This is a genomic window from Streptomyces sp. NBC_01092 (genome assembly GCF_045039535.1).
Classification (GTDB): domain Bacteria; phylum Actinomycetota; class Actinomycetes; order Streptomycetales; family Streptomycetaceae; genus Streptomyces.
Window position 1 is genome coordinate 8,915,192 of sequence record NZ_CP108659.1, and the last position, 18,140, is coordinate 8,933,331.

Sequence of the window (18,140 nt, forward strand, 5' to 3'; positions counted from 1 at the left end):
GGAGGAGCCTACTGTTCGAGTGCTATTGCCTTCATGGTTCACCGTCAGCTTCCGGCCTGTCGGCCCATCCCGGCCGAGTCGGTGTGAGGTCTGGCGTGTAGGTCATGTGCTGCCACTTCACCGCTGGGTGGTCGAGAGGACGGTGTCCTGGCCGGCTGCCGACGCCTGCACGCCGTTACGAACGTCCTGGCCGGTGACGCAACATGGTCAGCCGTCGTCGTCGACCAGGCGAGCCCCGCACGCGCCGCAGCGGCTGTCGCTGTCCGCCACCGGCCGACGACATCCGGGGCAATGGAACGTCGGCGGTCCCGCAGGCGGCACAGTCGGCGGAGGGCTGGGCGGCCACGCCCACCGTGGCCGCACCATCTCGACGATTCGCATGCCTCTCATGATGCGCACAACTCGGCCCCATCACCACACGCCCGGTACGGGACCCACGCTCAGGGCGCCATAAGCAACGGCGTTCGATTCGCGTACGCATTGCACCACCCATCCGCGATGACGAGACGAAGGGCTCTGGCAGGTCAGAACGCCTGGTCCGTAGGACGGATGACGATCTCGTTGATGGCACGGCGCCGAGGACTGGTCGCGATGTAGGCGATGGCGTCGGCGATGTGCTCGGGATGGAGCTTCTCGATATCCGCGAGCGCGGCGGCGTCGCTGTCCTGGACGAGCTGCGCCGCAGCGTCCGCTTGGGTCACGTCCGCCGCGACGACCAGGGCTTCTCCACCCTGGTTCGCAATGGCTTTGGCCAGCTCCTCAACCCGCTCCCGTCGGCGGGCTACGAGGGCCACAGCGGCACCTTCCTCGGCAAGACGCAGGGCAGCAGCGCGGCCGATGCCACTGCTGGCCCCTGTGACGACCGCGACGGTCGACTCCAGCTTTGCGGACATTCGCGTGCTCCTTCGTTCCTCGATGCAGCTCATGCCATCACTGAGCCCGCTTACGTGGCTCCATCCAACCCCTGTGACCTGCAGAACTCGTAGAACGATGCTCGCTGTCTCTTGCACAATCCTCCACCGGCGCGGTCGGCAGTTGGTCCCGGAACGGGCCGTCCCCGGCCGCGTTCCCGTGAAACCAGTCGCGGTTGTACAAGGTAATGGGGCCGAACGTTTGGACCATGCCTGCGATCCGGGCCTTGGTGAAGGCGTGCCACAGCAAGTGATGGGCGTGACGCGGAGGAGTTGTCAGCAATCGCTCGCACAGAGTGAGACGGGATTCCTCGGACAGCCCGGCTGCTGACGTGACGTCTTGATGCGACACCTGTTCTTGGGCCCCGGGTGCAGGCAGGCCGGCCATCGCGGAACGGAAAGCTTTCAGATGGGTGTCCAGACCTTGTCGGTATCCGGGTCCCAGACGGTTGACCCCGAAGTCGAAGTCGGCCATGGCGGCTTGCCAGTAGAACCGGTGCCGCTTCTCGCCGGACGGGATGACGCGGACGGTCAGAGCGCCCCGCCTTGCGCGGGCCGAGTGCGATGCTTATGGCTGACCACAGACCGCGGCGTGGGTGAGCGGTTCGACGGCAAGAGACCGCACGGAAACTTCGGGAAGTTTTCGGGAAGAACACCCGCCGAGGGCCGGATGAAATCGTCTCCAGCCGGACACCCGCCGACTCCGCCCGAGGGCCCACCCGCACCCACGAAGCAGCTCCGCCGAGCCCGATAAATGGTCTGTGACCAGCAAAAACGCCCTCCCAAGGGGAGGGCGGAGACTGGGCGCCCCCGGCAGGACTCGAACCTGCGGCCAAGCGCTTAGAAGGCGCCTGGCCTGGGCGCGTCTGCTGCGCCTCTGACCTGCCCTGACGCGTAGTCCTGATCGGCTGTCAGGGACCTTTCCGGCATTTTCGGGAACAGTCCCACTGGCCCCGACTACTGCTGGGTGTGTGACGGTCCAGTGAGCGACCCTTCGAAGTGATCCAGAACCCACCCTTTGGGAGACCGCCGACAGTCTTTGGGCGGCCGCCGGGCCGGCTCAGCCGAGCCCTGCGGTCCCCCGGAAGCCTTTTGCACGATCAGTACGTGGAGCACGGACGCTGTGCCTGCGTACGTTGCCGTGCTCAGTCTCTTGGCAGGCAACTGCAATCCGGCATCAAAAGCGCGTAAAGATTGCCGGAGTACGGCAATGAAACGGCTCGCCGTCGCGTGTGAGGATTCTGTCAAGCCGGAGATCAGCGGCGGGCGAGAGGGGGACGGTGCGCATGGCCTGGTTTCTGGGACTGGGCATCACGGGGGTCGTGCTGCTCGCCCTGTCGCTGGTCTTCGACGGGGTGCTGGACGGCGCGTTCGACGGTGCGCTGGATGGCGCCCTGGACGGGTGGCTGTCGTTGCCGGTCGTCGCCGGGTTTGCGGCGATGACCGGTTTCGGCGGGACCATCGCCATGGGCGCCGCAGGTCTCGGACCTGGGCCTGCCACGGGTATCGGCGTGCTGTGCGGTCTGGGCACAGCCTGGCTGACGTACCGCTTCAGCCGCGTGTTGATGCGTGATCAGACGGCTCTCACTCCGACCGGGGACGACCTGGTGGGCACATCAGGCAACGTGGTCACGGCGATTCCGGTGGACGGGTACGGCGAGGTGCTGCTCAGGCTCGCCGGTCAGCGGGTGAGGTTCGCCGCTCGCAGTGCTGGGCCGGTGGCCCGGGGCGCCGAGGTGTGGGTGGAAGCGGCGTCGTCCGCCACGTCGGTCGTGGTCCGCCCGGTGGACCGCTGACCTCTCTTCTCTTCCTGTCTCTTCCTGTAGTTCTCTTTACTCGTACGTGATTCGGGGGCACTGCCATGAGTCCTGTTGTCGTCGCGGTCGTGGGAGTCGTCGTACTCCTCGTGCTGCTGGCACTCGTCGTGATCACCCGCTACAAGGTGGCGGGGCCGAGCGAGGCGTTCATCGTCACCGGGCGGCGCGGCAAGAAGGCCACCGATCCGGAGACCGGCCGGGTGTTCACCGACAACAGTGGGCAGAAGGTCGTGGTCGGCGGCGGTGTCTTCGTCGTGCCATTCGTGCAGCAGAAGTTCACCCTCGACCTGTCCTCCCGGCACATCCCGGTCGCGGTGCGCGGCGCGGTCACCCTGCGTGGGGTGAAGGCCAATCTGGACGGCGTCGCGATCGTCAAGGTCGGCGGCACCGAGGACTCGATACGGGCAGCGGCCCAGCGGTTCCTGATGCAGCAGGACGGGATCGTCGGCTTCACTCAGGAGGTGCTGTCCGGTGCGCTGCGGGCGATCGTCGGGCGGATGTCCGTGGAGGACGTCATCCGTGACCGGGCCGCCTTCGCGGGCCAGGTCGCGGAGGAGGCGGAGGCGAGCCTGTCCGGGCAGGGCCTGGTACTGGACGCCTTCCAGATCCAGGACATCACCACCGAGGGCTCCTACCTGGAGGACCTCGGGCGGCCGGAGGCGGCCCGCGCCAAGCAGGAGGCCGACATCGCCGAGGCCGTCGCCCGGCGGGCCGCCGAGCAGGCACGGCTGAAGGCGGAAGAGGAGATCGCTGTCGCCCAGCGGACCTTCTACCTCAAGCAGGCCGAGATCAAGGCCGAGACCGACGAGGCCGCGGCCCGCGCTGCAGCTGCCGGTCCGCTGGCCGAGGCCGCCCGGCAGCAGGACATCCTCGCCGAGCAGGAGAAGGCCGCCGAACGGCAAGCTGCCCTGACCGACCGTCAGCTCGACACCCAGGTCCGCAAGCCCGCCGACGCCCAGCGCTACGCCGCCGAGCAGGAGGCCGAGGCCAAGCGGGTGGCCCGGGTCAAGCAGGCCGAGGCGGAGAAGTCGGCGGGCATCGCGGCCGCGCAGGCCGAGGCCGAGCGAGCCCGGCTGACCGGTGAGGGCGAGAAGCAGCGCCGCAGCGCGCTGGCCGAGGCGCAGGCCGTCGAGGGCCTGAAGCAGGGTGAGGCCGAACGTTCCCGGCGCGCTGCGATCGCGGAGGCCGTACGGCTGGAAGGTGAGGCCGACGCCGCGGCGATTGGTGCGAAGGGCGCGGCCGAGGCCGAGGCGATGCGGAAGAAGGCGGACGCGTTCGGGCAGTACGGCGACGCGGCCATCCTGCAGATGCTCGTCGAGGTGTTGCCGCAGGTCGTGGCCAAGGCGTCCGAGCCGCTGAGCGCGGTGCAGAAGATGACGGTCATCTCCACCGACGGTGCCGGCCGGATCCCGCGCGCGGTCGCGGACAACGTCGCCCAGGGCATGGAGCTCCTCGGCTCCACCACGGGCGTCGACCTCGCCGAGTTGCTGAAGGGCGTCACGCAGCGTGCCTCGGCGACGGGGGAGCAGCCTGCGCAGCTCAACGGGAAGGTCGAGATCACCGGCTGATGTGCCGGTGAACGGCACGGGCCCGCCCACCGTGCGTCCGGTGCGCGGGCCCGTGCCGTTTCTCAGATCTCCTGTGCGGGCCAGTCCAGGAGCCGCGCCCCGATGACGGCGGTCTGGAGTGTGTAGCGGTGCATGGGGTCGGCCGGGTCGGCGCCGGTCAACTGGTGGATGCGCTCCAGCCGGTAGGTCAGGGCGCGCACGCTGAGCGCCAGCCGGCGGGCCGCCTCGGCCGCGGTGCAGCCCGACTCGAAGTACACCTGGAGCGTCCGCAGCAGCGGCTCGGCACCGCCGCGGGCGCTCTTCAACGGCCCCAGCGCGCTGAGCACCAGGTCGGCCATGGCCTGCCGGTCGCGGGTGAGGACCGGGTAGACCAGCAGGTCGGCGGCGCGCACCACGGGCTCGTCCAGGCCCAGGCGGTCGGCGAGTTCGAGGGTGCCGAGCGCCTCCTCGTAGGAGTGCACCACACCGCCGGCTCCGGGCTGGGGGCGACCGATGGCCACCCGGCTGCCGTTCGTGGCGGCGTGCGCCTGCTTGGCGAAGTAGGTGAGGACGTCGTCCTGGTCGCCGGGCGCGATGCAGACCAGCTGCCCGTTCTTGGTGGCGAGCAGGATGCGCCGCTCGCCGAAGCGCGCTATCAGCGCGGCCTCCACGCGGCGGGTGACCGGTGCGGTGTCGTCGTACGCCTGCGGCCCCTCGGCCACGGCGACGGCGTGCGCGCGGGACAGCACCAGGCCGAAACGTTCGGCCCGTTCGGCCAGCCGGCCCAGGTCGCTGCGGCCGTACAGCAGGTCGTCGATGAACTCCCGCCGCGCGGCCTCCTCTTCCCGTACGGCCAGGCGCTGGGCCCGTTCGTATCCCTCGGCGAAGGCGTCGACGGCCTGTTCCACCGCGGCCAGGACACTGTCGGTGGAGTCCGGGGCGCCGGGCCAGTCGGCCCGCGTGGCCGCGAGGTGTTCTCGTACGAGGCTGCGCAGGCTGTGTCCGTCCTCCGCGGCCTGCTCGCCCATAGCGCGGCGCGCGTCGAGTTCGTCTCGGGTCAGGCGACGGCCGGTGGTGGAGACCGCTGCCAGGATCTCGGCGTACCCGTCCAGATACCGCGTCGCCGTGTCCGGCTCGCTCACCCTGCCCCCCGCATGTTCCGTGTGCCGTTGACGCCTTCTTAACGGCCACCGGCATGCAGACCCTAATGAACTCTGCCGGGATGCGGCAATGCGCGGGTCGGCTCCGGCCGGGCATTATCGGTGGCGGGGAGCACCACGGATGGTTCCGGTGCCGGACACCGGCAGGCGCCCGGTACCGGAACCCGTGCGCACCCCGCACCGCCGGACACGACTCATGCGTCACGGTCGGCAAAGGGGGACCGGGACATGCGGCTAGGCCGCTTCTTCCGGATCAGCAAGCCCTCGGGAGGCAGGGCTATTGCCCGGCCGCCGGGGCGCGGGGGAAGACAGGTGTCCTTGCACCGCCGAATCGCCCGCCCGTTCGAGCAGGCGTTCACGCACGCAAAGCTCGACGCGCTCCTGGCCCGCATCGCCGGCCGCGAGCCGCACCTCCGACTCGCGGCCTGACGACCAGAATTTCCGGCCGCGTGTACTAGGATCCGCCGCTAGCATCACTCGATCGATAGGAGGCCCGATGATCGGCGTGCTCGTGACTTTCGCACAGACCGACAAGTTCGATCGTGCAACTATCGCAAAGATTGCCGGCGAACTCCGAAGGCCGTTCGAAGGCATGGCCGGCCTTCGCTTCAAGAGCTTCATGCTCGACGAAGACGGCGTTCAGGCAAGGAACTTCTACGTGTGGGATGACGAGGAGAAAGGCCGCGCCTTCTTCACGGAAGAGCTCGTCGACAAGGTGACGGGGATTTATGGCGTCCCGCCCAAAATCGAATATCTCGATATCGTGGGGTTCGTCGACAACTCTGGCACCTGATTCTTAAGGAGGCTGTCGCACAAACCTTTGCTGTCCAGGCCGTTTTGGACCATCGGGGCATGCCACAGAACATCCCCACATGCGATCGAGACCAAGCGCTGCTGCACCCCTGCAGCCAGCTCTATCCGCGCCCACTGCGCGTCAGTCAACGGCACACCAGGCCAACGATCCGATGATCGGAAAGAAACGGCCTAGTCGCCGTGGGTGTCGCCGAGCTCGACAGCTTCGACCGGGACGTGGACCTCGGTTCCTGGGGCCTGGGCGGAATACCCGTGGCCGTCGCCTTGCCACTGCTGACGGCCACTTCTTGGCTGCTCAGCGTGGGGGCGACGAGCGTACTGGCCGTCTACCTGCCCTCGGGGCCCGCGGTCGGACTGCTGCGCCTGGCCGTGCCGGTCGGGGCGCTGCTCGCCGCGTGGCTGGTGACCCGCATGGTCGTACGAGGGCGGCACCGCCGCTTCTCCCGTGAACTCAAGGGGTCGTGCCAAGCCGGGGAAGCACGCGGTGCCGACGGCATCACGCTCACCTAGTGCCGGCGGCGCCGAGCAGTTCGTGCAGCAGGTGCGATGCCGTGATCACACCCAGCAGCTGGGTACGCTCCTTCTCCCGCCCGCGCGGCCCGGCCTTGTCCCTCTGTGCCACCGCCACCACCGGACTGCGTACCCGCGCCATGAGAGCGGCCACCTCCAGCGCGGTGTCGTCGGGGTCGGCGATCGGCGGAGGCTCGGCCTTGCTGGACAGGCAGTCTCCGACGCGGCGGCCCGCCAGCGCCTCGCACAGCCGGTCGGCGTGCTTCTCGTCGACGACCGCGGCGAGGGTCGGGTCCTCGATCACGTAGGCGGGGACCAGCACCTTGACCATCTGGGAAGCGGGCAGGATCGCCTTCGGCTCACCGCGCTCGTCCAGTACGAGCAGGCCCGGCAGCCTGTGCTCGGCCATCAGCCGGGCCGCGTCCAGCGCGTCGCTGTCGACACTCACCGTCTCGTATTCGACCGCCAGGTCACGCGCGCGCACGGCGGGCTCCTCATCTGCAGGAAACGTCCCTGTGCCCAGCGTCGTACACATGCGGCGCCGGAGCCAGGACGTTGACGCGAAACATACGCGGCGCGTTTCCGCAGGTACCTCGTCAGGCGAGGGCGAAATAGCGCAGCCATACGTATCCGGCGGCGAGCGCGACGGTGATGACCGTGACGACGAGGCCGTACTTGGTGAACTGCCAGAAGGTGATGGGCTGCCGGTTGCGTTCGGCGATGCCGAGGACGACGACGTTGGCGCTCGCGCCGATCGCGGTGGCGTTGCCGCCGAGGTCCGCGCCGAGGGCCAGTGCCCACCACATGACGTGGTCGGGGTCGCCGCCCATGGTGTGCACCAGGTCGGCGGTGATCGGCGCCATGGTCGCGACATAGGGGATGTTGTCGACGACGCCGGACAGCACGGCCGAAGCGCTGAGCATCAGCATGGAGCCGCCGAGTTCGTTGTCACCGATGGCGTCCGCCAGCGACCTGGAGACCTCGCCGATGACCCCGGTCTCGATCAGGCCGCCGATCATGATGAACAGCCCGGCGAAGAAGGCGAGGGTCGGCCACTCGACCTCGCCCAGCACCTCGCCGGTCTCCACGGCCGAGATCGCGATGAGCAGGCCGGCGCCGAGCAGGGCGACGACGCTGGGCGCATAGTGCAGCACTGGGTGCAGCACGAACCCGGCGACCACCAGGACGAGCACGATCAGGCCCTGGACCAGCAGCCGGGGGTCCCGGATGGCTTCGCGCTCCTCCAGTGCCATGACCTCTTCGGCGCGTGTCTCGTCGTAGACGAAGGACTTGCGGAACAACACACGGCACAGCACGACAAGGACCAGGACCAGCAGGGCGCTCAGCGGGGCGAGATGGACGAGGAAGTCGTTGAAGGACAGGCCCGCGCGGCTGGCGATGATGATGTTCGGAGGGTCGCCGACCAGCGTCGCGGTGCCGCCGATGTTGGAGGCGAACACTTCGGCGATGAGGAACGGGGCCGCGGGGAGCGCGAGCCGCTCGCACACCAGCAGGGTGACCGGGGCGACCAGCAGGACCGTGGTGACGTTGTCCAGCAGCGCGGAAGCGACCGCGGTGATGACGACGAGCATCACCATCACCCGGAAGGGTCTGGCCCGTGCCCGCTTGACCGCCCAGATGGCCAGGTACTCGAACATGCCTGTCTTCTTGAGCACGCCGACGATCATCATCATGCCCAGGAGCAGGAAGATGACGTTCCAGTCGATCCCTGAGCGCTCGGAGAAGAAGGCCGACTCGTCGTCGGTGGCGCCGATCGCCAGCATCAGCGCGGCGCCGCCCAGGGCCGCTCCCACGCGGTGGATCTTCTCGCTGATGATCAGGCCGTACGTGGTCACGAAGACGGCGATCGCCGCCCAGCTCTGCCAGCCGTTCACGATGCTCCGACGAGTCGTTCCATCAGACGGGTGACCGTGACGGCGCCCGCGATCCAGTCCGTTTCGTCGCCTTCGCGTTCGACGACAGCGACCAGCGGGGTGTGCGTGCGGGCCATGTGGGCGGCGATGTGCATGACGCTCGCGTCCGGGCCGACTGTCGGCAGACGGAACCTGCGACCCGGGAGCCTCCCCCAAGCTCTCAACTCCGTTCGAGCAGGGGGGACCCCCATCGCGACAGGGAGCCGGGGCTGCCCTTCGCGGTCGACGACCAGCAGCGCGGGCAGCTTGTACTCCGCCGGCAGCCAGGCCGCTTCGGTGGCGTCGTCGTCGGTGGACAACGACGGGCAGGGCTCGGCGAGTTCACGCGCCGACATGGCCGGCCTCCTTGGTGGTGCGGGGTGTGGGGGTGCGCACGCCGGCGAGTTCGTCGACGTGGAAGAGGCGGGCGATCGGTACGTCGGTGGAGCTGTGCGCGATGATCGAGAAGACGATGCACACGGCGATGAGAGTGAACGCCGCCTCGCCCTGCGGTATCCCGGCCTGCAGAACGAGCAGCCCGTAGACCACCGAGGCGAAACCCTTCGGCCCGAACCAGGCCGCGACCAGCTTCTCCTGGCGGGTGAAACGGGTTCCGAGCAGCGACAGCAGCAGCGAGGTCGGGCGGATCAGCACGATCGCCAGGAGGGCCGCGACATATCCGCCGAAGGACAGGTCGCCGAACAGTTGCGGAGTCAGCAGCGCGCCGAACACCAGCAGGGCCGCGAACTTGGCCAGCTCCGCCAGCGCCTCCCCGAGCGGCTCGAAAGCCCGCTTGGCCTCCAGGGAGCGAGCGGTGAGCACGGCGCCCGCGGAGAACGCGGCGAGGTAGGGGTTGGCGTGGGTGAGGTGGCAGACCGCGTAGAGGATCACGCCGATCGCCAGCGGCAGCAGGGGCTGCAGCTTCGGCTCGGCGCCCAGCAGTCGGAACCGTACGAGTTCGATCACCACGAACGGCAGGACGATGCCGAAGACCAGGCCGAGGACCAGCTCCTGCGCGATCTTCCCGAAGTCGGCCTCAGCGTGCCCGGACGTCGGGCCGGCCGCGGCGATCAGGATGAGCACGACCGGCAGGGCGAGCCCGTCGTTGATGCCGCTCTCCACGTTCAGCAACTGCCGCAGCTTCGCCGGGACTTCCTTGCGCCCGACGATCGCCGAGGCGAACACTGGGTCGGTCGGCGCCAGCACGGCACCGACCAGCAGCGAGGTCGTCCAGTCCAGGCCCACCAGGTAGTGCGTGACCAGCGCCATGCCGAAGAAGGCGAGCGGCATGCCGAGGCCGAGCGCGCGGGCCGGGTTACGCCAGTTCTCCCGCAGCTTCGGGAAGGAGACGTGCATGCCGTCGGTGAACAGCACCGCGAACAGCGCCAGATCGGCCGTGACGGACACGATCTCGCTGTCCGGCGTGATGTGGATCAGCCCCAGGAAGCCGTCACTGACAAGTGCGCCGCCGACCAGGAAGAGAAACGACGTCGACAACACGGTCCGGGCCGCAAGACCCGACAGCAGCACCGCGATGAGCAGTGCCACCCCGAAGACCACGATGAGCACCATGACCCGGACCCCCGATCAGCGAAGACGCATCCGTCAAAGACCGCCGACCAGGCTTCCCGGCACACCGCGGGGAACCTTACACGTTCTTGACGCGACGTTGGCAGGTCCTTGGCGCGCAGCCCGGCGCGCCGGATGTTGCCGGATACCGGCAAGCCCGGGGACCCGGCTACGAGCCGTCAGCGTCCTCGGCCGACAGGGCACGGGAAAGGCCGATCTGGTGCATGACGGATCGGGCCCGTTCACCCGCATGCGTGATGACCAGCCGCGTGCCGTGTGTCCTCGCGGCGCTCAGGGCCATGAACAGTGCCGCGCAGCCGTCCGGGCTGAGGTGCTTCACGTCAGCCAGGTCGACCTCCAGGACCTCCGGTCCCGCGTCGACCAACCGGACGAGGCGCCGACCGGTCGCGTCGGCGTTGCCGGCGTCCAGGTCGCCGTGCAGCCGGACCACCTTGTGCGCGCGCATGCCCTCGGGCCCGGACTGTTTGCGGTGGCGCAATCGGAAGAGGCGCATCGGGGCTCCGGGGCAGCAGGCGGGTGATCGCCGACCAGGCTTCCCGGCACACCTGGCAGAAGGTTATCGGGCACGCCATCGGGGTGCCTGTTCTGTGCCTCCTTCGGTGAACCACGGAAATCGCCGGCCTCCGGTGACCAGAGGGTGCGTCGGAAGGGGACAAATCGGTACGCACGCGAGACGCTGACGTTCGCGCCTGTCAGCTTCGGCAAGGGAGACCGTCATGGCAACGTCGCCTTCCCCCTCCGCGAACGACTCGCACCGCTTCGACGACCTCACCGCCCTCTTCATCAACTGCACCCTCAAACCCTCACCGCAGCTCAGCCACACCCAGGGTCTGATCGACAAGAGCGCGGCGATCATGATGGAGCGTGGGGTCACCACATCCGAGATCCGGGCCGTCGACCACGACATCGCGCCCGGCGTAAATCCGGACATGACCGTGCACGGCTTCGCGGCCGACGAATGGCCCGCACTGTACGAGCAGGTGATGGCCGCCGACATCCTGGTGCTCGCCGGACCGATCTGGCTCGGCGACAACAGCTCCGTCACCAAGAAGGTCATCGAGCGGCTCTACGCCTGCTCCTCACTGCTCAACTCGCAGGGCCAGTACGCCTACTACGGCCGCGTCGGAGGCTGCCTGATCACCGGCAACGAGGACGGCGTGAAGCACTGCGCGATGAACGTCCTCTACAGCCTCCAGCACCTCGGCTACACGATCCCGCCTCAGGCGGACGCCGGATGGATCGGCGCGGCCGGCCCCGGACCGTCGTACCTCGACCCCGGATCGGGCGGCCCGGACAACGACTTCACCAACCGCAACACCAGCTTCATGACCTGGAACCTGATGCACGTCGCCGCCCTGCTGAAGCGCGCCGGCGGCGTCCCCGCGCACGGCAACCAGCGCTCGCAGTGGGACGCCGGCTGCCGCGCGGGCGCGGACAACCCCGAGCACCGCTGAGACCACTCGCCCCAGACGTAAGACTTCCGTTATCTCTCGCCTGCTCCATGAGGGCCGCCGGTTCCGTTGAATGAGGCACCGACAGGAGACACTCAGGATGCGAGGCGGGAATGGAACGGACGCGGAGGACGCTGCGCAGACGGCTGGTCGTGGGCGCGCTGGTAGTGGTCGTCGTCGCGGCGGGGTTCGGGCTGTACTGGTTCCAGCCGTGGAAACTGTGGCAGGACGAGACCGTGGACGAGGCGCTGCCCAGCGTCGTGGAGACCTCCGGGACCCCCGCGGCCCAGCCGTCCGCCACCGCTGTCTCGCCGGCCCCCGGGCCGCAGACGCTTGCGAGCGGCGAGCTGGTGAGTCACGAACACGCCACGTCGGGCACGGTGAAGCTGGTGCGTCTCGCCGACGGCACCCACGTCGTCCGGCTGGAGAACCTCGACACGAGCAATGGCCCGGACCTGCGGGTGTGGCTGACCGACGCGCCGGTGAAGGAGGGGCGGGCGGGCTGGCACGTCTTCGACGACGGGGAGTACGTCAGCCTCGGCAAGCTCAAGGGCAACAAGGGAAGCCAGAACTACACCCTGCCCGATGACACCGACCCCGCTCGCTACACCAGCGTCAGTGTCTGGTGCGACCGCTTCGACGTGTCTTTCGGCGCTGCCGAACTCGCCCACGCCTGACACCCGTTGCACAGCATGGCTACGTATGCCGAGGAGTGCCTGTTCGGAGATCGGGCGTGACCACGCCGAGCGCTTCGGACGAGAAGCGCTCGGCTATCCGGCTTCGTCGCGCAGTCGGACCGGGTCCAGGACGGAGATGCGGCCCCGGGCCAGTCGGAGCAGGCCGCGGTCGGCGAAGTCGTGCAGGACCTTGGTGCAGGTCTCGCGGGACGTTCCGGCCAGGGCGGCGATGGCCTCGGCGCGGGGCCGGAGTTCGGTGTCCTCGCCGGTGATGAAGCCGTGCAGCGCCTTGGTGGCGTACCAGTCGCAGATGCCCCAGTCGGTGATGTGCCCGGCGGTGAACGGCCGGCCAAGGGCCTCGACGTCGCCGAGGCCGAGCCGGGGGCCGAGATGTTCGGTGATCAGCAGGATGGCGGCGAGCTTGTCCTCGCTCATTTCCTGGGCGAACCACCGGTGGGCCAGCGAGAGCAGGTCCTGCGTCGTCCAGGAGACGAGCTCCTGCTCCCGCCACACGGTGCGCACCGCCGTCCGCACTCCGGCCATGGGCACGCCGCGGAAGCGGGCGGTGCCCTTCATGTACCGCTCCCAGTACTCCCGGGTGCGCTGCTCGGCCGCCGAGTCGAGCAGCGCGACAAGGCGGGTGGTGGGCTTGTCGGTCGTGCACATCGTGGTCACTTGAACACGGCTTGAGGAGTCCGGCAAGGGCTTCGGCGACCGCTTCGGAGGCCGTCAGCGACCAGCGCGCGCGTCAGATACGCGGATTGGGTGAGGCAACCCGGCCGGAGCCGCCCCGTTCCGTCGTGGCGGCGCCGCGAGGGAGCAGCCCGGTGCTTCGCTTGCCGGGCGGCCGATCGCACTCCGCGATCACGCTCGGCCAGGAGGACACCGTGGCGGCACAGGACGAATGGGATGAGGCAAAGGTCGACGCCTTCATGGAGAAGGCGCTCGGGGACATCAGCGGGACGATGATCATCGGTCTGTGTCACCTGGGCGACCGGCTGGGCCTGTTCAAGGACCTCGCGGCCAACGGCCCTGCCGGCAGCCGGGAGCTCGCGGACCGCCTGGACCTGAACGAGCGTTACGTACGCGAGTGGCTGCGGGGCCTGACCGCCGCGGGCTATCTGGAGGAACCGGAGCCCGGACGTTTCACCCTTCCCGCCGAGCACGCCCCCGCGCTGGCCGACGAGAACGGGCCTATGTTCCTCGGCGGCGTGTACCAGATGATGCCGGCCGCCTTCGCGCCGTACGAACGACTGGTCGAGGCGTTCCGGAGTGGGGGAGGCGTACGGCAGAGCGACTACCCGGACATCCTGTGGGACGGCATGAGCCGGTTCACCGGCAGCTGGTTCGAGAGCGTGATGGTCGACGACTGGCTGAGCACCTTTCCTCACGTCGTCGAGAGGCTGGAGCGGGGCATCGACGTCGCGGACGTGGGATGCGGTGCGGGCCGTGCCTTGATCGTGCTCGCCGAGAGGTTTCCCCGCTCCCGTTTCATCGGGTTCGACAACTTCCCGGGCCAGGTGGAACGGGCCCGGGCGAACGCGGAGAAGGCCGGTGTCGCCGACCGCGTGACCTTCGAGACGGTCGATGCCGCCCAGGGACTTCCCGGGCGCTACGACCTCGTCACCACCTTCGACGTCATCCACGACGCGGCGGAACCGAAGCGGCTGCTGGCCGCCGTCAGGGCCGCGGTCAAGGATGACGGCGATTACCTGATGCTGGAGATCAACTGCGAAGACCGCCCCGAGGACAACGTGGGCCCCGTTGCCTCGATGCTCTACGGGTTCAGCGTGTTCTACTGCATGACCACGTCCCTCGCGAGCGGCGGGGCAGCCCTGGGAACGTGCGGCCTGCCCGAGGCGGTCGTACGCAGTCTGTGTGCCGAGGCGGGCTTCAGCGCCGTGGCCCGGTCCACGACGGATGATCCCTTCAACGTCCTGTACGACATCAAGCCGTAGGCCGCACCGGCGCAGGCGGGCGCTCCTGAGCTGTTTGGGGCTTCTCGGCGACGAGAAGGGCGTAGCCAAGGGCACCGTCGGAAACGGCCGTGCGGGCCGCGTTCAGGACGGCCGGGGCCGCGGCCGTGTCCATGCCGGCGGCGGCGAGCCTGTCCGCGGCGGTCAGCCGGAGCAGGTTCAGCCGGGCCTCGATCTGGTCGATCAGGCGCAGCATCGCCTGGTCGTGGCGTTCGGTGCGGAGGGTCCGGAGTCCGGCGGCCGTGAGGATCTCGGCGTACTCGGCCAGGGAGCGGGCATCGGCGATGCATGCGATCCGCGCGGCGAGCGTGGACAGCTCCGCCGGGAGCCGACCTGGTTCGGCGGTGACGTCGGTGATGCCGACCCGGCCGCCGGGTTTGAGGACCCGGGCGAACTCGGCGGCGGCCTTCGCCTTGTCGGGGAAGGTACACAGGGCGCACTCACACACCACCGCGTCGAATGTGCCGTCCGGGTAAGGCAGTTGTTCGGCGTCACCGGTGGTGAAGGCGACCTGCTCGGTGAGACCGGTGGCAGCGGCGGCGCCTTTGGCAAGGGCGGTGTTGGCCGGGGAGTAGTCCACGCCGTCCACCCGTACGCCGTAGGCGTCGGCGAGGAGCAGGGCGGTGGTGCCGCGGCCGGAGGCGACGTCCAACACCCGGCTCTGCGGTGTCAGGCTGAGCGCGTCGGCGAGGCGGCGGGTGAGGGTGGTGCCGCCGGGGTGGTAGGAGTCGCCGAGGAGCAGGGCGACCACGTCGGAGGAGTACGCCGCCGCGCAGCACGCCTTGAGGTTGTCGTCGGCGGTCATCCTGAACTCCCTTCGGCACGCGCCGTCTTCGAGCCGTACGGCGTGTCGGTGAGGCGGTCGGCGAGGGGCAGGGCGTTGGGGGCGACGTCGGCGATGGAGACGCCGGACATCGCCGCGCGGACCTGCTCCCGGTAGCCGACGGAGTTGTAAGCGCAGAACGGGATGAGCCGGCCGTCCGGCGTGATCTCCTCGACGCAGCACTTCATCAGCTGCTTGACATTGAGGGTGTAGGGGTCCTGGAAGTCCTGTACGACGATCATGAATGCCTTGTCGTTCAAGTCTCTTACCGCGGATGGCAAATCGATGCCACAAGCGTCCGCGCAGTCGAGGGCCTCGGCGGTGGCACGCAGCTTCTCCTCGGTCGTGGCCGTACCCATGAACGCGGACGCCGACCAGAGCTTCTCCAGGGCTTCGCGGATACCGGTGTCGGGCAGGACCCGGTTGGTGACGTAGTCGAGGTAGTCCTCCACGTTCAGCAGGCGCGGGATGGGGACGACGGTACGGTTGCCCGGTTCCCCGTCCACGAGGAGGTAGGTGATGGCGCGGCAGGTGGGGAAGCAGCAGGGAACGGGGAAGAAGTCGCCCTTCTGGAACCAGCCCGGCAGCTGCTCGCCGATGAGCCGGATCACGTCGGGGTTAGTGAGTCGCTGGAGCGGGTCGAACTCCACATGCCGCCCGGAGTGCGTGACCGGCTGGAACGCCACCGAGCGCACGGCCGGGTGGTCGACGCCGTACTCGATGATGTCGCCCAACTCGTGCTCGTTCAGGTCACGTTCGACCGCGGCGACCAGGGTGACGGTCAGTCCGGCCTCGGCGCAGTTGTCCAGCGCGCGTTGCTTGAGCGTGCGCAGGTTCCGGCCGCGGATCGCCAGGTGGGTGCGTTGCTCGAAGCCGTCGAACTGCAGGTAGACGTTCACTGAGCGGCCGGGCGTCCGGTTGCGCCTGCCCAGTTCGGCGACGAAGTGGTGATCGGTGGCGAGGCGGATGCCGTTGGTGTTGAGGGTGACGTTCCTGATCGGGCGGTCCTGGGCCAGGTCGATGAAGTCCAGGATGTGCTTGTGGATGGTGGGCTCTCCGCCGGAGAACATCACCACCTCCGCCTCGCCCTCGGAGGCCACGAAGGTGTCCAGCATGCGTGTGCACTGGTCGTGCGTGATCGAGTAGCCGTCGGGCTGGTGGCCGGAGTCGGCGAAGCAGATCGGGCAGTCCAGGTTGCAGCCGGTGTTGACCTCGATGATGCCCAGGCAGGCATGCTGCTTGTGCTCAGGGCACAGCCCGCAGTCGCTCGGGCAGCCGTCCTTCACCTCGGTCTGGAAGGTGAGCGGGATGGTGCCGGGCTTGTTGAACCGGGCGGACGACAGGTACTCCTCGGCGTCCCCGTAGACCAGCGCCTCGAACTCACCGTGCTCGCGGCAGCGTTTGCGCAAGAAGACCTTCCCGTCGCGGATGTTGACCTGCGCGTCGATCGGGGTCTTGCACATCGGGCAGATCGATTTGGTGAACTCCACGAACACCTCGTCCCGGTCTACTTTGCGGCGGGGCGCCGGCGCCTGGGTCATCGAAGAACTCCTTTCCCATGGGGCGGTCGTATCCGTCAGTGGAGGGCACGTCCCGGACCGTCCTCTTCGCATTGGTGCGGAGGCGGGCCCGAGCCCCGCCCCCACGACCGCGGCAGCCCCGCCGAACCCGGGGCGTTCACGGGATGCGGACATCACGCCCCACCTCCACTCCGTGGCTGGTTCCCGCAAGGGGGGCGTGCGTGCGGCGCGCAGCAGCAGTCCGGCGTAGAGCAGGGTCAGGGCGTCCTGGAGGAGGACGAACCAGCTCAGCCGCTGGGCGAGGTAAGTCCCGAAGCAGCCGCAGTTGGCCACCGCCAGACCCCGGGCATACGCCTGCACGGCCAGCAGTGTCCACACCACCGACACGCCCGTGTACACCCACACCGGCGCCAGAGCCTTCGACCGTGGCCGGGCCAGGAACCAGATGCCACACACCAGCTCCCCGGCGATCAGCATCACAGCCGGCACAATCGCGGCGGCACGGTGCACCAGGCCGTACGCGCCGAGGATGGCCGGCATCTCGCCCAGGGAGGCGAGCTGACCGATCCCCATCGCCGCGTAGATCGCGCCCAGTGCGAGCCGTAGCACCATGCTCACGACGCTACGGCCACATTGAGGCCGGGAACTGTAAGCGCGCTCACCGAACCTGCCGGTTCAGGACAACTTCTGCCTACGGTGAGACGAGCACACCTCGGGCACGAGGAAGGACCGAAGCGCCGTGTCCGTACCCGTATACGAGCTCAGCGACAGCCGTGCGGCGACCGACGCCCTGCTGGAGACACTCCGCAACGGTCGGTGGAGACCGGGCGCCGTCGGGCGCTTCCTCCGCATGGCCGCTCACCGGTCACTGCGGCAGGCGACCCGGCATCCGTGTGCGTTCACGCAGGCCGGCGCCCTGCACGGGCTACTGTTCACGTCCGCCCGAGGCCCCGGAGCCCGGACGTGGGTAGCCACCAGTTGGACTCTCACCGTCCTGCATCTGGGCCTGCTGGAGACCCGCGACCGGCTCTCCGGGGCCGATGTGATCACCCTGTTGCGAGGCAATCTCCCCACTACCGCCCTCGGGCGGAGCCGCTGGTCGGGCCTGCTGGCGATCGCCCTCGACCTGGCCGACGGCCGCCTGGCCCGCCGCCAGGGCACCGTGTCCCCGTTCGGCGACTACGCCGACTCCCTGGCCGACGCTGCCTTCTGGACCTGGCTCGTACTGGGGCACGAACCCAGCCGCACGGTGCGGGGCGTGGCCCTCGCGACATGGATGGTGCCCGTGGTCGCGGTCACCGCCGTCGGTATCCGCCGCGGCAAGATGCCCGACAGGCCCCGGCCGGCACTGTTGCGTCCGGCCGCCGCGATGCAGGCCGTTGTCGCCGTGCGGCACGTCGCGCGTCGCTGACCGGACACTCGGCAACGCGCG

The 18,140-nt window shown here is 69.0% G+C and carries 18 protein-coding genes and 1 tRNA gene; 8 read left to right on the forward strand and 11 right to left on the reverse strand.

Annotated features, from left to right (window positions below):
• Positions 1 to 524 precede the first annotated feature (524 nt).
• Complete coding sequence (locus OG254_RS40300) at positions 525 to 893, reverse strand: SDR family NAD(P)-dependent oxidoreductase (RefSeq protein WP_405592244.1); 369 nt, start codon at positions 891 to 893, stop codon at positions 525 to 527.
• An 826-nt stretch (positions 894 to 1,719) separates the two neighbouring features.
• A tRNA-Arg gene (locus tag OG254_RS40305) sits at positions 1,720 to 1,795 on the reverse strand.
• 402 nt (positions 1,796 to 2,197) lie between these two features.
• Here OG254_RS40305 and OG254_RS40310 point away from each other — a divergent pair.
• Both OG254_RS40310 and OG254_RS40315 read left to right on the forward strand, forming a co-directional pair.
• A complete protein-coding gene (locus tag OG254_RS40310; protein WP_405592246.1) occupies positions 2,198 to 2,707 on the forward strand; it encodes a hypothetical protein in 510 nt (169 codons plus the stop codon).
• Between the two features lie 65 nt (positions 2,708 to 2,772).
• Complete coding sequence (locus OG254_RS40315; RefSeq protein WP_405592248.1) at positions 2,773 to 4,296, forward strand: SPFH domain-containing protein; 1,524 nt, start codon at positions 2,773 to 2,775, stop codon at positions 4,294 to 4,296.
• A 62-nt stretch (positions 4,297 to 4,358) separates the two neighbouring features.
• Here OG254_RS40315 and OG254_RS40320 read toward each other — a convergent pair whose 3' ends face one another.
• The gene (locus OG254_RS40320; protein WP_405592250.1) at positions 4,359 to 5,417 is read right to left on the reverse strand and encodes a PucR family transcriptional regulator; all 1,059 of its coding nucleotides are present in this window, start codon (positions 5,415 to 5,417) and stop codon (positions 4,359 to 4,361) included.
• A 514-nt stretch (positions 5,418 to 5,931) separates the two neighbouring features.
• Here OG254_RS40320 and OG254_RS40325 point away from each other — a divergent pair.
• Positions 5,932 to 6,228, forward strand: coding sequence for a hypothetical protein (locus OG254_RS40325; protein ID WP_405592252.1), 297 nt, complete (start codon positions 5,932 to 5,934; stop codon positions 6,226 to 6,228).
• A 200-nt stretch (positions 6,229 to 6,428) separates the two neighbouring features.
• Positions 6,429 to 6,758, forward strand: coding sequence for a hypothetical protein (locus OG254_RS40330; protein WP_405592254.1), 330 nt, complete (start codon positions 6,429 to 6,431; stop codon positions 6,756 to 6,758).
• Here the strand turns inward: OG254_RS40330 and OG254_RS40335 are convergent.
• From OG254_RS40335 to OG254_RS40355, 5 genes are all read right to left on the reverse strand, one after another.
• Positions 6,751 to 7,242 (reverse strand): CBS domain-containing protein, encoded by a 492-nt coding sequence (locus tag OG254_RS40335; protein WP_405592256.1) that lies wholly within the window; start codon positions 7,240 to 7,242, stop codon positions 6,751 to 6,753. The genes OG254_RS40330 and OG254_RS40335 overlap by 8 nt on opposite strands.
• A gap of 112 nt (positions 7,243 to 7,354) precedes the next feature.
• A complete protein-coding gene (locus tag OG254_RS40340; protein WP_405592258.1) occupies positions 7,355 to 8,653 on the reverse strand; it encodes an SLC13 family permease in 1,299 nt (432 codons plus the stop codon).
• Positions 8,650 to 9,027, reverse strand: a complete 378-nt coding sequence (locus OG254_RS40345) for a CBS domain-containing protein (RefSeq protein WP_405592260.1) — start codon at positions 9,025 to 9,027, stop codon at positions 8,650 to 8,652. Before OG254_RS40345 ends, OG254_RS40340 begins: the two co-directional genes overlap by 4 nt.
• The gene (locus OG254_RS40350; RefSeq protein WP_405592262.1) at positions 9,014 to 10,243 is read right to left on the reverse strand and encodes a cation:proton antiporter; all 1,230 of its coding nucleotides are present in this window, start codon (positions 10,241 to 10,243) and stop codon (positions 9,014 to 9,016) included. The genes OG254_RS40345 and OG254_RS40350 overlap by 14 nt, the downstream gene beginning before the upstream one ends.
• A gap of 166 nt (positions 10,244 to 10,409) precedes the next feature.
• Positions 10,410 to 10,754: an STAS domain-containing protein gene (locus tag OG254_RS40355; RefSeq protein WP_405592264.1), complete on the reverse strand. Its 345-nt coding sequence runs from the start codon at positions 10,752 to 10,754 to the stop codon at positions 10,410 to 10,412.
• 223 nt (positions 10,755 to 10,977) lie between these two features.
• Between OG254_RS40355 and OG254_RS40360 the strand changes: the two genes are divergently transcribed.
• Together OG254_RS40360 and OG254_RS40365 are read left to right on the forward strand one after the other, a co-directional pair.
• Entirely contained in the window at positions 10,978 to 11,715 is a 738-nt protein-coding gene (locus OG254_RS40360; RefSeq protein WP_405592266.1) for a flavodoxin family protein, read from the forward strand.
• Positions 11,716 to 11,825: 110 nt separating this feature from the next.
• Positions 11,826 to 12,389: a DM13 domain-containing protein gene (locus OG254_RS40365; protein WP_405592268.1), complete on the forward strand. Its 564-nt coding sequence runs from the start codon at positions 11,826 to 11,828 to the stop codon at positions 12,387 to 12,389.
• Between the two features lie 93 nt (positions 12,390 to 12,482).
• Here OG254_RS40365 and OG254_RS40370 read toward each other — a convergent pair whose 3' ends face one another.
• A complete protein-coding gene (locus OG254_RS40370; RefSeq protein ID WP_405592270.1) occupies positions 12,483 to 13,055 on the reverse strand; it encodes a helix-turn-helix domain-containing protein in 573 nt (190 codons plus the stop codon).
• A 161-nt stretch (positions 13,056 to 13,216) separates the two neighbouring features.
• Here OG254_RS40370 and OG254_RS40375 point away from each other — a divergent pair, with 161 nt between their 5' ends.
• Entirely contained in the window at positions 13,217 to 14,347 is a 1,131-nt protein-coding gene (locus OG254_RS40375) for a methyltransferase domain-containing protein (protein WP_405592272.1), read from the forward strand.
• Here OG254_RS40375 and OG254_RS40380 read toward each other — a convergent pair.
• Together OG254_RS40380 and OG254_RS40385 are read right to left on the reverse strand one after the other, a co-directional pair.
• Positions 14,337 to 15,170 carry a class I SAM-dependent methyltransferase gene (locus OG254_RS40380; RefSeq protein WP_405592274.1) on the reverse strand — a complete coding sequence of 278 codons (834 nt, stop codon included), beginning with the start codon at positions 15,168 to 15,170 and terminating at the stop codon, positions 14,337 to 14,339. The two genes, OG254_RS40375 and OG254_RS40380, sit on opposite strands and share 11 nt — an antisense overlap.
• Complete coding sequence (locus OG254_RS40385; RefSeq protein ID WP_405592276.1) at positions 15,167 to 17,320, reverse strand: radical SAM protein; 2,154 nt, start codon at positions 17,318 to 17,320, stop codon at positions 15,167 to 15,169. Before OG254_RS40385 ends, OG254_RS40380 begins: the two co-directional genes overlap by 4 nt.
• Before the next feature lie 127 nt (positions 17,321 to 17,447).
• Between OG254_RS40385 and OG254_RS40390 the strand changes: the two genes are divergently transcribed.
• The gene (locus OG254_RS40390) at positions 17,448 to 18,119 is read left to right on the forward strand and encodes a CDP-alcohol phosphatidyltransferase family protein (protein WP_405592278.1); all 672 of its coding nucleotides are present in this window, start codon (positions 17,448 to 17,450) and stop codon (positions 18,117 to 18,119) included.
• Positions 18,120 to 18,140 lie beyond the last annotated feature (21 nt).